Source organism: Flavobacterium sp. LM5 (genome assembly GCF_002017945.1).
Lineage (GTDB): Bacteria > Bacteroidota > Bacteroidia > Flavobacteriales > Flavobacteriaceae > Flavobacterium > Flavobacterium succinicans.
Genome location: NZ_MUFX01000001.1, coordinates 495,775 through 509,304, shown reverse-complemented (window position 1 = coordinate 509,304; position 13,530 = coordinate 495,775). Strand labels below are relative to the sequence as shown.

The window sequence follows — 13,530 nt, the reverse complement described above, 5'->3', positions numbered from 1 at the left end:
TGCCCCTTAATACCTTAATGGTTAATAAACAAAGCCTTGGTTTAGAAATATTTTTATCATTAAAATATTAAGAGAACTAAGCAAAGCATTTTAAAAATATAATATACAAAAACTTAATTACCTTAATATCTTAATGGTAAAAACAAAAAAATATACGACAAAAAAAGAGGTTACTCAATTAGCATATGAAATTACAGGTCTTGCCATAAAAGTGCATAAAGCTTTAGGACCTGGACTTTTAGAAAGTATCTATGAGCAATGCCTTAAATATGAATTAGAACAAAACGGATATGATGTTAAACAACAATTAGTCGTCAAAATAGATTATTACGATCTTGAATTAGAATCTGATTTGAGAATAGATTTACTTGTAAATGATTGCGTAGTAGTTGAATTAAAAGCAATAGAAAATCTTTTACCAATTCACGAAGCACAATTACTTACGTATATGAAATTATTACAAAGACCTCAAGGGTTGATAATTAATTTTAATACTTTGAATATAACAAAATCAATGAAACCTCTTGTTAATGATTATTTTGCAAGATTAATAGATTAAATATAAATAGTATCGTGAAGAAATTGAACCATTAAGTGATTAAAAAATTAAGTCTAAAAGTTTTAAAACTTAATTTTCTTATATACAACACAAAGCTTAATGTCCCTTAATACCTTAATGGTAAAAAAACGTAAAATGGCAGAAAAAACAATACGTATCGGAACCCGCGATAGCGAACTCGCGCTTTGGCAAGCCCACACGGTCGAGAAAAAACTAAACGACTTAGGATACAAAACAGAGATTATTGCTGTGAAATCAGAAGGCGATATCATTTTGGACAAACCATTATACGAATTAGGAATTACCGGAATTTTCACCAAAACTCTTGATGTCGCTATGATTAGCGGTCAAGTTGATATCGCGGTACATTCTATGAAAGACGTGCCCACCGCCTTGCCGCAAGGCATTGTGCAAGCCGCCGTTTTAGAGAGGGCGAACACCCTAGACATTTTGGTACACAAAGGCAATCTAGATTTTCTAGAAGGTAGCGGCACCATCGCCACCGGAAGTTTGCGTCGTCAAGCCCAATGGCTCAACAAATATCCCAATCATAAAGTGGTAGACCTTCGTGGCAATGTCAATACTCGTATGCAAAAATTGCAAGACAATGACTGGAGTGGAGCCGTTTTTGCCGCCGCAGGATTAGAAAGATTAAGCCTCACCCCCAGCCCCTCTCCAAAAGAGAGGGGAGCAAGTAGCGCTTCATACATCATAAATAGCCCCTCTTTTGGAGGGGTTGGGGAGGCTCTTGATTGGATGATTCCCGCACCAGCACAAGGAGCAATGGTAGTGGTAGCCATGGCCGAGGACGAGTTTTGTCGCGAAGCTGTATCCGAATTGAATGATATCGAAACCGAGGTGTGCACCCACATCGAGCGTCAATTTTTACGCCGTCTCGAAGGAGGTTGTACCGCACCCATCGGAGCTTTGGCAACATATAACGAGGAAGAAGATACCATTCATTTCGAAGGCGTTCTTTTTTCCATCGACGGACAACAAAAAATAGCCATCAACAAAGTCGTACCCATCGAAGAGTGGAAAAACCTAGGCTACCATTCAGCCGAAGAAATCCTCAACAATGGCGGCACCGAGTTGATGAAAACGATAAAAGAAAAACTAAAGAAATAATGAATTCAAAAGCAGTTATTTTATCAACTAAAACACTTTCGGATGCGCAGCGTCCGCAACTGTTAGTCGCTGGTTTTGAATTATTCGAAGAGGATTTTATTGCTATAAACAAGCAAGAATTTGATCTCAAGAACCTCAACGACAATTTGATTTTTACAAGTCAAAATGCAGCGCAGCGTATACTTGAGCTGGAAAACGTTGATCATTTAAAATCCAAAAAAGTATTTTGTGTTGGACTTAAAACAAAGATTCTTTTGTCGGAAGCTGGATTCAATGTGGTGGCCTATACCGGATATGCAGCTGATTTAGCCGAAATTATTGCTTTGATTTACGGTCATGAAAGCTACACCTTCTTTAGTGGTAATTTACGGAAAGAGACTTTACCAAAGGCCTTAAAAGAGGCTGGAGTACTATTCAATGAGATTCAAGTTTATGAAACCGTTTTAACGCCTTGTAAGATTCTTGAAAAATTAGATGGCATACTTTTTTTCAGCCCATCGGGAGTAGAAAGCTACCTAAAAAACAATGTCATTAAAAAAGAAAACTGCTTTTGTATAGGAGAAACCACTGCTGAAGCTTTAGAAAAACACAAGATTAAAAACATCATCGTGGCTGATGAGCCCACTATTGAATCAGTGATCGACGATGTAATTGCAGAATATGAATAAACAAAAACCCCTTCCCGTTGAAAGGGTTAAGATATAAAAATAAAATCAATAATAGCAAGTGTCATTTTAAGGAACAGCCCGAAAACAGCGCACTGAAAACCGAAAACTATGTTAAAGAACGACCTATTTTTAAAAGCATTACGAGGAGAAACTGTAGAACGTCCACCAGTTTGGATGATGCGTCAAGCAGGAAGATATTTACCAGAATTTCGTGCATTGCGTGACAAATACGACTTTTTCACGCGTTGTGAAACGCCAGAATTAGCTGCTGAAATTACCGTACAACCTATTCGTATCGTCGGACCAGATGCTGCGATTTTGTTTTCGGATATTTTGGTAGTGCCACGTGCTATGGGAATTCACGTTGAATTGAAAGACAATTTAGGGCCGATTATTCCAAATCCAATTCGTACTATGGAGCAAGTTAATCAAGTGATTGTTCCAAATATCGAAGAAACCTTAGGGTACGTAATGGATGCGGTGAAACTCACCAAAGAAATGCTAAATGATGAGGTGCCTTTAATTGGTTTTGCAGGTTCACCTTGGACGATTTTCTGTTATGCGGTAGAAGGAAAAGGTTCTAAAAGTTTTGATACAGCAAAAGGTTTTTGCTTCTCTAACCCAGTTGCCGCGCATACCTTATTGCAAAAAATCACTGACACCACTATTTTATACTTGAAAGAAAAAGTAAAAGCTGGCGTAAACGCCGTTCAAATTTTTGATTCTTGGGGCGGAATGTTGTCACCTGTGGATTACCAAGAATTCTCATTTCAATATATCAATCAAATTACTGAAGCTTTAGCAGAAATAACACCAGTTATTATTTTCGGAAAAGGTTGTTGGTTTGCCTTAAACGACATGGCAAAAAGTAAAGCTTCTGCCCTTGGAGTAGATTGGACTTGCTCGCCAAGAAATGCACGTTATTTATCTGGAGGAAGAATCACTTTGCAAGGAAATTTTGATCCAAGTAGATTGCTTTCACCCATTCCAACCATCAAAAAAATGGTACACGAAATGATTGACGAATTCGGAAAAGACAATTATATAGTTAATTTAGGTCACGGAATTTTACCCAATATTCCTGTGGATCATGCCAAGGCTTTTGTGGAGGCGGTTAAAGAGTATAAAAAGTAGGCGGTAGCAGTTTTTAGTAATCAGTCCCTGCAAGTTTTAGAATATCCAAAAACTATAATATGAAATTCAATAATTGGAAACTCGACAAAATAGAAGATATTCATTTTAAAGGATTTTTCGATTTGATTGATAGAAATAAAGATAGACTTAAAAACACATTTCCTGTTACATTATCTCATTGTTTGAATCTTGAAGAAACGAAGAATTTTTTAGAATTTAATACTATAAAAGAAAAAAACAAAGAGAACTTTTTTTTCTTTGTAAAAAATTTAGAAACCAATAAATTAATAGGATATATTGGTGTTAAAAAAATAGATTATCATATTTCAAAATGCGAATTATTCTATTTTATTGATACTGATTTTGAAGGGAAAGGAATTATTTCAAAAGCAGTTTCAGAAGTAATTGAATTTTGTTTCAATGAATTAAAAATGAATAAGATTTTTATTTGTACTTCAAAAATAAATTTCGGAAGTCAACAAATTGCTTTAAAAAACGGATTTATATTAGAAGGAACTTTACGAGAAGAATTTAAAAATGGTGACGGAGTTTTAGAAGCTATTAATTATTATGGATTGTTAAAATCAGATTATGAAATCGCCATTAATAACAGGTTTGTTGCAAACAAACACCGATAAATAAAAGGGGATACCATATATGACCGCTAACAAATAAATTTTACTTATATGAAAAATTAACTAAATCAATATGACCAAAGAAACTGCTATAAAACTATTTGAACAAAAACAAATTCGTTCTGTTTGGAATGAAGAAGAGGAGAAATGGTTTTTCTCAATTGTTGATGTTGTCGGAGTGCTTTCCGAAAGCGAAAACCCGAATAACTACTGGAAAGTACTTAAAAACCGTCTTAAGAAAGAAGGAAGTCAGTTGGTTACAAATTGTAACCAACTGAAAATGCAATCTTCAGATGGAAAGTTTTATAAAACCGATGTTGCTGATACTGAACAACTTTTTCGTTTAATTCAATCTGTTCCGTCCAAAAAAGCAGAACCTTTTAAGCTTTGGTTAGCACAAGTGGGTAGAGAAAGAATCGATGAAATTGAAGATCCAGAATTAGGTTTTGACCGACTTATGGAGACCTACCTTAAAAAAGGATATTCCAAAGAATGGGTCAACCAGCGTTTAAAAAGCATCGAAGTAAGAAAAGAACTTACCGACGAATGGGATAATCGTGGTGTAAAAAAAGGACAAGAATACGCCATCTTAACCGATGAAATTACCAAAGCCTGGAGCGGATTATCGGTTAAAGAATATAAAAATCACAAAGGATTGAAAAAAGAAAATTTGCGAGATAACATGAGTAATTTGGAATTGGTTTTGAATATGTTAGCCGAAGCAACAACTACTGAAATTAGCAAAGAAAAGAAGCCTAAAACATTTTCAGAAAACAAAAAAATTGCAAATCAAGGCGGAACAATTGCCGGAAATACACGTAAGGAAATTGAACAAAAAACAGGAAAAAAAGTAGTAAACAAACTAAATGCTTCTGATTATTTGGAAAATAAAAAAGAATTAGAATAAAGAAACCACAACAAATATAGAATTTTAAAAATATTTATGAAAGCGGTAAAAGAGTGTGGTAAATGATGATGAATAATAAGAATTATATATTAAATAAACTTCAACAAACTGATTCCATTCAGTTGTATCAGTTTATGTCCAAAAAATAAGGAACGATTCAAACCCTTTTTTCCAGAGTTACATTGGAAATGAATAGTTCTTTAGAAAAATCGGAAGTATATATTTCAATTAAGAATAAAGAAATCTAAGAAAAAACAAATTTTACTTTTGCTATTCGAAATAAAAATAACCAACAAATCATCGGATTAATTATCATTAAAAAAATTGATTGGACTAATAAAATAGGTGAATTCGCCTATTGTATCGGAAACACCTTTGAAGGAAAAGGCTTGGTTTCTAAAGCAGTAAAAGCAGTATTAAAATTTGCTAACAATGTCTTAGAATTGAAAACGCTTCAAATTATTGCGCACAAAACAAATTTAGGAAGCATTAAAGTGGCCAAAAATAATGGTTTTATTTGGCAAAGAACTTTGATTGCAGAGTTTACACCTACTAATGGACTTCCTTTAGATATGGAATTATTTGAATTTAAAAAATGAAAAACAAATTTTACACTTACATACAAAACCTACAAGACCAAATCGTAGCAGGATTAGAAGCGGTTGATGGTCAGGCCAAATTCAAAGAAGACCTTTGGAATCGCCCAGAAGGTGGAGGCGGAAGAACACGCGTAATCGAGAACGGTGCTGTTTTCGAAAAAGGCGGGGTCAATATTTCGGCAGTACACGGTAAATTGCCAGACAGTATGCAGCAATTATTCAAAGTTGGTGAAGCTGATTTTTTTGCCTGCGGATTGAGTTTGGTCTTGCATCCCAAAAATCCAATGGTTCCCACAGTACACGCCAATTGGCGTTATTTTGAAATGTATGATGACAACGGAAACGTAATTCAGCAATGGTTTGGAGGAGGACAGGATTTAACGCCTTATTATCTGTTTGAAGAAGATGCTGTTCATTTTCATCAAACCTGCAAATCCGCTTGCGACAAGCACAATCCTGAGTTTTATCCAAAATATAAAAAACAATGCGACGCCTATTTCTGGAATGCACATCGCAACGAAGCGCGAGGCATTGGAGGTTTATTCTTTGATTATTGCAAAGCTTCTGAAACAATGAGTATGGAAGATTGGTACAATTTCGTTACCGAAGTAGGGAATAGTTTCCTTCAAGCTTACGTTCCCGTTGTAGAAAGAAGAAAAAATTTGTCGTACAATCAAGAGCAACGCACTTGGCAGGAAATTCGCCGTGGACGCTATGTTGAATTCAATTTGGTACACGACAAAGGCACTTTGTTTGGCTTGAAAACCAACGGAAGAATTGAGAGTATTTTGATGTCTTTGCCACCGCACGTGCAATGGGTCTATGACCATCATCCAGTTGCGGGAAGCGAGGAAGAAAAATTAATTACCACTTTAATGCAGCCAAAAGAATGGGTTTAAAAAAAATAGTACTTTTTTGGTTTGTTGGCCTTTTGTGTTGCAAGGCACAAGAACCATCGGCGCAAAAAAACTATTTTAAATCCTATGATGAAAAAGTAATTGCGAGCCTCTATTTTTATACTACTTCAAATGATTTTCAATTTGTTTCTAAGGTGAATGGAATAGACAATTATGTCAACTTAGTTCCCAACAGAAAAGAACAAATTGGATTTAGTCTGAGTTACAAGTTTATTGATGTAAGCTACGGCATTTCTCCTGTTTTTTTTGCTGTAAATAAAGACAACTCCAATTCGCGATTGGTCAACTTCAATACCCGTTTTATCATCAAGCAATGGATGCAGACGCTATTGTATTCCAATCAAAAAGGATTTTATGCCGCTTTGGATAATTTTGATATTGCATTACCAAATATGCGCTCTGTTAAAATAGGAGGAACAACTTCTTATATTTTTAATCCCAAATTTTCATTCAAAACTATAGCCAATCAAAACCAATGGCAAACCAAAAGTTCAGGTAGTTTTATCCCTACCCTTTCAATATATCACACCAGTATAAATTTGAACGACGGCAATGACGAAAATAGAGTTAAAATCCTTGTGGGCACTCTTGCTCCCTCCTATTATTACAATTGGGTAATAAGCAATCATGTTCTAGTATCCTCTGGAATTGCAGTTGGAGCGGGATTCAATCATGTTGATGGCGATTTTTCCAGCGTAATTCAGTCTACTATTAACCTAAAATTAGGCTATAACTCAGATTCCTTTTTTACTTTTGTAAATGTAAACTATACTAATTTTTCACAAGACGTGAATAGCTCGATTCGTTTCAATGAAGACATTAGCACTTTTAGAGTAACAGCAGGCTATCGATTTGATCCGCCCAAAAAAGTAAAACAACTGTACGACAAAGGAGCCAAGGCTATTGGTCTTTAGTTAATTTTTGAAAATATAAACCATAACAAAATATGTTCCCACTACACAGAAACCGTCGCTTAAGAGTGAACGAATCCATCCGAAGCTTAGTTAGAGAAACCACTTTAAGTCCTACCGATTTTATGTTTCCAATGTTTATAGCAGAGGGTGAGAATGTACAAGTCGAAATTCCCTCTATGCCGGGAATCTACCGCCGTTCGATTGATTTAACAGTTGCAGAGGTCAAAGAAATTTATGCATTAGGCATTCGTGCGGTCAATATTTATGTAAAAGTTAGCGAAGCGCTAAAAGACAATACAGGTAAAGAAGCTTGGAATCCCAACGGATTAATGCAACAAGCCATTCGCGCCATCAAAGCGGCTTGTCCAGAAATGATAGTGATGCCCGATGTGGCTTTAGACCCTTATTCTATTTATGGTCACGACGGAATCATTGCCAATGGCGATGTAGAAAATGACGCTACCAACGACGCTTTGGTAAAAATGGCTGTTTCGCATGCAACCGCAGGAGCCGATTTTGTAGCACCAAGCGATATGATGGACGGACGCGTATTGCGTTTGCGTCAAGGATTGGATGCCGCAGGCTATCATCACGTGGGGATTATGAGTTATTCGGCCAAGTATGCTTCTGCATTTTATGGCCCGTTTCGCGATGCGCTAGACAGTGCTCCAAGAGAAGCCGAAATTGAAGTACCAAAAGACAAAAAGACCTACCAAATGGATTATGCCAATCGCATCGAAGCTATCAAAGAGGCCTTGTCTGATGTTGAAGAAGGTGCCGATATGGTGATGGTCAAACCTGGAATAGCCTATTTGGATATCGTGCGCGAGGTTAAAAATGCCGTGAATGTACCCGTTACAGTTTTCCATGTTTCGGGCGAATATGCCATGATTAAAGCCGCAGCAGAGCGAGGTTGGCTCGATCATGACAAAATTATGATGGAACAATTAATGTGTTTCAAGCGAGCTGGCGCGAGTTTAATCTCAACTTATTTTGCCAAAGAAGCCGCGATACTTTTGAAACAACAAAACCAATAATTTAAGCAACCAAGCCAAAAAATAATGACCAATTAAGAACCCCCTGTAACACTACTTACTATGAAAAAAATTGTCATTTTAGCCACTGCTGTAGTTTTCCTTTCTTGTAAAAAAGAAAGTCAAGAACCCTTTGGCACCACAGCAACTCCAGCTGAAACACCAACCGAAACCACAGCAACAACAGCTTCAACTCCAGCGGCATTAGGAAAAGAAATTTTTGAAGGCAAAGGCGCTTGTATTGCTTGCCACCGTGTGGATGCCAAACTTATTGGTCCAAGCGTTCAAGACATGGCCAAAACTTACAAAGAACAAAACGGCAATCTTATCGCTTTCCTTAAAGAGGAGGCAAAACCAATTATGGATCCTGCGCAATATGAAGTAATGAAAGCCAACTTTGCCATCACCAAAGCCATGTCCGACGAAGAATTAAAAGGATTAGAAGCCTACATCTATTCCAATTTGAAATAAGAACAATCCTAAGCTAAGTCGAAGGATTAGGAGCTACTTCCTGCTCTACACTATATCTTTCCCGCCGAACCCCGGCGGAAAAGGATGCCGTTACGATCAGGGCTCACCACACAAGAACCATTTGTACAAACGAATGGTTCTTTTTTTTGAATTCAGTTTAGTACTGTAAATTTTAAAACCATTTAAGACATATAAGGTCATTTAAGTTTTTTTAAAATCTGTTTTGTCAGTTCAATCCGTGGCTCAATCACTGCAATTTTGACAAAAAAACAATTTGCAAAAATTTGCGGTTACTTTTTTTCTTTAACCATAGAAGTTCATTTAAGTTTTTCTTTGTGAACCTTGCGGTTATCTTTTTCAACCATTTAAAGCATATAAGGTCATTTAAGTTATTTCTTTGCGAACTTTGCGTAAATCTTTGCGCCCCTTGCGGTTATCTTTTTTAACCATTTAAGGCCATTTCGGTTTTTTTTAAATCCGTTTCATCTGTTCAATCCGTGGGGCAATCACCGCCATTCATCCAAAAACTTTTAGTACTTTGCGTTTCAATTCACACCAACTTATGGAAACCGTTGCTATCAATACACCACTAGGAATCGCCCAAATTACAGGCACCGAAAAAGGCATTTCTCAAATTTCCGTTGCCGATGAGGGACAGGTTTCCGTTGAAATTCCAACTGTTTTGCAAGAAGCCGTTACCCAACTTAGTGAGTATTTTCAAGGCAATCGCACCCATTTTGATTTCAAACTTAATCCCAAAGGAACCGAATTCCAACAAAAAGTGTGGCAAGCATTACTCGAAATTCCCTTCGGAAAAACCTGTAGTTATATGGATTTGTCCAAAAAACTAGGCGATGTCAAAGCCATTCGAGCAGTCGCTTCGGCTAACGGAAAAAACCCGCTATGGATAGTCGTGCCCTGTCACAGAGTTATTGGAACTGATGGCTCCCTTACCGGTTATGCTGGCGGATTGTGGCGCAAAAAATGGCTACTCGAACACGAAAGTCCATCCGGTCAACAAATACTTTTCTGAAAATATAGCCACAAATTCACGAATTTTATTTTCAATTATTTAAATTCGTGAATTCGCGACTAAATCACTTACAAAATGATCGAAAAAATAAACCTCAATAACATTCTTTTTCTAGACATAGAAACCGTTCCTGAAGTTGCTGATTTCAATACTTTGGATGACGAAATGAAAGCCCTTTGGGACCACAAAACACTATACCAACGCAAAGACGATTTTACGCCAGAAGAATTTTATGACCGCGCAGGAATTTGGGCCGAGTTTGGAAAAATTGTTTGCATTTCGGTAGGTTTTTTTATCATCAAAGGTGACATTCGTAATTTTAGAGTGACCTCTTTTTTTGGAGAAGAAAAACAGTTATTGAAAGACTTTTGTAATCTCATCAACAATCATTTTAATCAGCCACAACACCTGTTGTGTGGTCATAATGCAAAAGAATTTGATATTCCGTTTTTAGCCCGCCGAATGATCATCAACCAAATGCCTATTCCTGATAAACTCAATTTATTTGGCAAAAAACCTTGGGAGATTCCGCATTTGGACACCTTAGAATTATGGAAATTTGGCGATTATAAGCATTTTACTTCCCTAAAACTAATGTGTAAAGTGCTCGGTATTCCTTCGCCAAAAGGCGATATCGATGGCAGCCAAGTCGGACATGTTTTTTATGTTGAGAAAGACATCGATCGCATCGTAACCTATTGTGAGAAAGATACTATTGCCGTGGCGCAGATTTTCCTTCGTCTTCGCAGAGAAGATTTGCTGATTGACGAGGAGATTATTCACGTGTAAATTAACGCTAAATGTATAAAAAAGCTTTTTTTTTAATTTTTAGTCTTGTTGGATTTATTTCATTATTTCTACCTTTTAATAAAGTTATAATCATCGGTTGTGCTTTGGATGGAGGTGGTTTTACGGACTATTATTATGATCCTTTTATTAAGTATTTGGTTGATTTTTTTACTTTCCAATCTATTACTTTTTTAGATGTTTTTGAATTTTTAGCGTTTATTCTAGTAATTTTTTCACTGGTGCTTACGCCTTTATTACTTTTTTATAATAGAAAAAAAATTAGTTTGTTGTTGATTGTTTTAACACTAGGATTGATGATTATTTCTCTTTACAATTCCTATGATAGTTTAGTTTACGGTTATTACATAATTTTTCTTCAACAAAGTGTTCTTTTGGTTCTTACTATTTTATCAAAAAACAAAATATTACATTTACAAAAATTATAAATTATGGTATTGAGTAGATTTTGGTTGGTGATATTTATTTCTTCCATCCTTTTTGTAGTAGTGAGTTTGTTTTCGGGCAATAGTTATACTATCGATCATGTTTTGAATGGCAAAAAAGACGATCCAATTTTACTATCGGAACACTATCTAGAGCAAATGCCAGTTTTTATCAAAGACAGTCTCAAAAAGGCTCCCGACCAAACCATGGTCATCAACCGAGATACCCTAAATGCCGACACTACTTATGTGTATAAAAACAAAGTGGTAAAAGTATTTAGCGGCGTTCAAAAATCTGATGGGCTCTTGCCAACATGTAAAAGTACCTTGCTCGATTTGATTTTACCATTGATGGCTTACCTGGCTTTTTTCTGTGGATTAATGGAATTATTAATCATTTCGGGTGCTTCCGAAAAACTAGCGAAAGTATTAAGTCCAGTATTCGTAAAAGTATTTCCCAGTATTCCTAAAAATCATCCTTCGATTTCCTATATGACCTTGAATTTTGCTGCAAATTTCTTAGGGTTAGATTCGGCAGCCACTCCTTTTGGATTAAAAGCGATGGAAAGTTTGCAAACCATCAATCCAGAAAAAGATAAAGCCAGTGATGCGCAGATCATGTTCATGTGTTTGCACGCATCGGGACTTACATTGATTGCTACTTCTATCATTGGTTATCGTGCAGCAGCAGGAGCTAGCAATCCAGCCGATGTAATGTTGCCTTGTATTATTACTTCTTTCATCGGAACCATTGCGGCTTTCTTAATTGTAGGTATAAAACAAAAAATCAATTTTAAAAGTGCTTCGTTAGTGTTAGGATTAATGGTTTTAATCGCCGCTATTGTAGGTTTATTGATGTATGTGAATCACTTGGATTTAATTGGTAAAAATTATTTTACTTCTAATCTTTCAGCTTTAATATTAGTAGCTATTATTGCTTTTACGCTGATTTTATCTTTTGTAAAAGAAAAGAAATTTACAGAGGCAGGCACCACAGTTTACGAAGCGTTTGTAACGGGAGCCAATAATGGAGTAAAAACAGGCGTAACGATTTTTCCTTACGTTTTGGGTATGTTGGTCGCTATTTCTTTGTTCCGAAATAGTGGTTTATTCGAAATTGTGAGCAATTGGGTTGCTTTTGCATTTTCTAATATGGGAGTTAACAAACAAATCACCGATGCGTTGCCAGTAGCTTTGCTTAGACCGTTTAGTTCGGCAGGATCACGCGGCTTTTTGATTGATTCCATGAATACGTTTGGAGCCGATTCGATGACCGGAAGACTCAGCAGTATTTTTCAATGTAGCGCCGAAAGTACTTTTTATGTGATTGCCGTTTATTTTGGTTCGGTAAATATCAAAAATACCCGTTATGCTTTAGGAACGATGTTGTTGGTAGATGTGATTTGTGTGATTACGGCTATTTTCGTAGCGAGCTGGTTTTTTTAGTATAAAGAATCAATAGCCAATTTTCCCCTAAATCTATTCTATTATGAGAATTCTACTGTTCATTTTATTTGCTTTTTTTATCAGTTGTCAAAAACAGGAAGTAATAAGTAAATCCGAAACTTCAATTCAAGAAAAACCAAAATTAATTGCAGGAAGAACAACGGATAAGATACTAAAGACGGATACCGTTTTTGTATATGATTCAGGAGAATTGAATCCAAACTTTTTTGTCCTTGCGCATCTATTGGATAAAAAAATGGATAAGGATAGCTTACTTACGATGAGTTATCGTCTTGATTTTTATAAAGATAAAAAACAGATTGCTTCTTCAAGAATCATAATTCCCAACTATACTAATGGTTCTGAATGGAGTGGGTCTTTGGGATTGAGCGATGCAACTAGTAAACAATCTCCCTTTGTCACAATTCGTTTTGGATATCCTGCTTGTGGCTATGCTCAGCAAAACTTTTTATTTTTTATAAAAAAATACCAACTACAATTAGTACACCAATGGGAATCTGTTTTTGATAGTGGTTGGGGGAGCTGGGTTGAGATTCACAATCCAGAGGAAACAGCAGAACCCCAATCCTTTTATTGTAAAACTGTATCTTTTGAACCATCTGATGATGCTACAGAAGAAGAGGAAAAAGGTGTTTTATCATATAGTGATTCAACTGTTTTTGGATTCAAAAACAATCAGTGGAAAAAGCAACTGATTACGACTAAGCAATTGCCTTATTTTAAAAAGGAAATGACATTTAATGAATACCACAAAATCGAATAAGTCTTTCTTATTCGAATGTTTTGGACTAATTTATACCCATTCTAAAAGAGAAGCTGACAAAAATCAATA

General features: G+C 36.0%; 15 protein-coding genes and 1 pseudogene. All 16 read left to right on the top strand.

The window, feature by feature from the left end; genetic code table 11:
• Positions 1 to 133: 133 nt before the first annotated feature.
• The 16 genes and pseudogenes from BXU11_RS02075 to BXU11_RS02000 all read left to right on the top strand — a co-directional run bounded on the left by BXU11_RS02075 (position 134) and on the right by BXU11_RS02000 (position 13,461).
• Positions 134 to 559 carry a GxxExxY protein gene (locus BXU11_RS02075; RefSeq protein ID WP_024980611.1) on the top strand — a complete coding sequence of 142 codons (426 nt, stop codon included), beginning with the start codon at positions 134 to 136 and terminating at the stop codon, positions 557 to 559.
• Between the two features lie 135 nt (positions 560 to 694).
• On the top strand, positions 695 to 1,687 hold the full coding sequence (hemC, locus tag BXU11_RS02070; protein WP_078212012.1) for a hydroxymethylbilane synthase: 993 nt from the start codon (positions 695 to 697) through the stop codon (positions 1,685 to 1,687).
• Positions 1,687 to 2,355, top strand: a complete 669-nt coding sequence (locus BXU11_RS02065) for a uroporphyrinogen-III synthase (protein ID WP_078210844.1) — start codon at positions 1,687 to 1,689, stop codon at positions 2,353 to 2,355. The genes hemC and BXU11_RS02065 overlap by 1 nt, the downstream gene beginning before the upstream one ends.
• Positions 2,356 to 2,463: 108 nt before the next feature.
• On the top strand, positions 2,464 to 3,489 hold the full coding sequence (gene hemE / locus BXU11_RS02060) for a uroporphyrinogen decarboxylase (RefSeq protein ID WP_078210843.1): 1,026 nt from the start codon (positions 2,464 to 2,466) through the stop codon (positions 3,487 to 3,489).
• A 59-nt stretch (positions 3,490 to 3,548) separates the two neighbouring features.
• Positions 3,549 to 4,127 (top strand): GNAT family N-acetyltransferase, encoded by a 579-nt coding sequence (locus BXU11_RS02055; RefSeq protein WP_078210842.1) that lies wholly within the window; start codon positions 3,549 to 3,551, stop codon positions 4,125 to 4,127.
• A gap of 70 nt (positions 4,128 to 4,197) precedes the next feature.
• On the top strand, positions 4,198 to 5,031 hold the full coding sequence (locus BXU11_RS02050) for a Bro-N domain-containing protein (RefSeq protein WP_078210841.1): 834 nt from the start codon (positions 4,198 to 4,200) through the stop codon (positions 5,029 to 5,031).
• 263 nt (positions 5,032 to 5,294) lie between these two features.
• Positions 5,295 to 5,630, top strand: a pseudogene (locus BXU11_RS17805) (GNAT family N-acetyltransferase); the annotation flags it as partial.
• On the top strand, positions 5,627 to 6,529 hold the full coding sequence (gene hemF, locus BXU11_RS02040) for an oxygen-dependent coproporphyrinogen oxidase (RefSeq protein WP_078210839.1): 903 nt from the start codon (positions 5,627 to 5,629) through the stop codon (positions 6,527 to 6,529). The pseudogene BXU11_RS17805 and the gene hemF, both read left to right, overlap by 4 nt.
• The gene (locus BXU11_RS02035; RefSeq protein WP_024980604.1) at positions 6,520 to 7,461 is read left to right on the top strand and encodes a DUF4421 family protein; all 942 of its coding nucleotides are present in this window, start codon (positions 6,520 to 6,522) and stop codon (positions 7,459 to 7,461) included. The genes hemF and BXU11_RS02035 overlap by 10 nt, the downstream gene beginning before the upstream one ends.
• A 32-nt stretch (positions 7,462 to 7,493) precedes the next feature.
• Positions 7,494 to 8,498: a porphobilinogen synthase gene (hemB, locus tag BXU11_RS02030; RefSeq protein WP_024980603.1), complete on the top strand. Its 1,005-nt coding sequence runs from the start codon at positions 7,494 to 7,496 to the stop codon at positions 8,496 to 8,498.
• 60 nt (positions 8,499 to 8,558) lie between these two features.
• Complete coding sequence (locus BXU11_RS02025; protein WP_024980602.1) at positions 8,559 to 8,966, top strand: c-type cytochrome; 408 nt, start codon at positions 8,559 to 8,561, stop codon at positions 8,964 to 8,966.
• 562 nt (positions 8,967 to 9,528) lie between these two features.
• Entirely contained in the window at positions 9,529 to 9,999 is a 471-nt protein-coding gene (locus BXU11_RS02020; protein ID WP_078210838.1) for a methylated-DNA--[protein]-cysteine S-methyltransferase, read from the top strand.
• Positions 10,000 to 10,074: 75 nt separating this feature from the next.
• Positions 10,075 to 10,788, top strand: a complete 714-nt coding sequence (locus BXU11_RS02015) for a 3'-5' exonuclease (protein ID WP_024980600.1) — start codon at positions 10,075 to 10,077, stop codon at positions 10,786 to 10,788.
• A gap of 11 nt (positions 10,789 to 10,799) precedes the next feature.
• A complete protein-coding gene (locus BXU11_RS02010; RefSeq protein ID WP_078210837.1) occupies positions 10,800 to 11,234 on the top strand; it encodes a hypothetical protein in 435 nt (144 codons plus the stop codon).
• A 3-nt stretch (positions 11,235 to 11,237) separates the two neighbouring features.
• Positions 11,238 to 12,677, top strand: a complete 1,440-nt coding sequence (locus BXU11_RS02005; RefSeq protein WP_024980599.1) for a nucleoside recognition domain-containing protein — start codon at positions 11,238 to 11,240, stop codon at positions 12,675 to 12,677.
• Positions 12,678 to 12,720: 43 nt separating this feature from the next.
• Positions 12,721 to 13,461 (top strand): hypothetical protein, encoded by a 741-nt coding sequence (locus BXU11_RS02000; RefSeq protein ID WP_078210836.1) that lies wholly within the window; start codon positions 12,721 to 12,723, stop codon positions 13,459 to 13,461.
• The last annotated feature ends 69 nt before the right edge of the window (positions 13,462 to 13,530 follow it).

Excerpts from the sequence above, each read along its gene's own strand:
- BXU11_RS02055 (WP_078210842.1), top strand. The coding sequence starts at position 3,549 with ATGAAATTCAATAATTGGAAACTCGACAAAATAGAAGATATTCATTTT.
- BXU11_RS02075 (WP_024980611.1), top strand. The coding sequence starts at position 134 with ATGGTAAAAACAAAAAAATATACGACAAAAAAAGAGGTTACTCAATTA.
- BXU11_RS02015 (WP_024980600.1), top strand. The coding sequence starts at position 10,075 with ATGATCGAAAAAATAAACCTCAATAACATTCTTTTTCTAGACATAGAA.
- hemF (WP_078210839.1), top strand. The coding sequence starts at position 5,627 with ATGAAAAACAAATTTTACACTTACATACAAAACCTACAAGACCAAATC.
- hemB (WP_024980603.1), top strand. The coding sequence starts at position 7,494 with ATGTTCCCACTACACAGAAACCGTCGCTTAAGAGTGAACGAATCCATC.
- hemE (WP_078210843.1), top strand. The coding sequence starts at position 2,464 with ATGTTAAAGAACGACCTATTTTTAAAAGCATTACGAGGAGAAACTGTA.
- hemC (WP_078212012.1), top strand. The coding sequence starts at position 695 with ATGGCAGAAAAAACAATACGTATCGGAACCCGCGATAGCGAACTCGCG.
- BXU11_RS02065 (WP_078210844.1), top strand. The coding sequence starts at position 1,687 with ATGAATTCAAAAGCAGTTATTTTATCAACTAAAACACTTTCGGATGCG.
- BXU11_RS02005 (WP_024980599.1), top strand. The coding sequence starts at position 11,238 with ATGGTATTGAGTAGATTTTGGTTGGTGATATTTATTTCTTCCATCCTT.
- BXU11_RS02010 (WP_078210837.1), top strand. The coding sequence starts at position 10,800 with ATGTATAAAAAAGCTTTTTTTTTAATTTTTAGTCTTGTTGGATTTATT.
- BXU11_RS02025 (WP_024980602.1), top strand. The coding sequence starts at position 8,559 with ATGAAAAAAATTGTCATTTTAGCCACTGCTGTAGTTTTCCTTTCTTGT.
- BXU11_RS02035 (WP_024980604.1), top strand. The coding sequence starts at position 6,520 with ATGGGTTTAAAAAAAATAGTACTTTTTTGGTTTGTTGGCCTTTTGTGT.
- BXU11_RS02020 (WP_078210838.1), top strand. The coding sequence starts at position 9,529 with ATGGAAACCGTTGCTATCAATACACCACTAGGAATCGCCCAAATTACA.
- BXU11_RS02000 (WP_078210836.1), top strand. The coding sequence starts at position 12,721 with ATGAGAATTCTACTGTTCATTTTATTTGCTTTTTTTATCAGTTGTCAA.
- BXU11_RS02050 (WP_078210841.1), top strand. The coding sequence starts at position 4,198 with ATGACCAAAGAAACTGCTATAAAACTATTTGAACAAAAACAAATTCGT.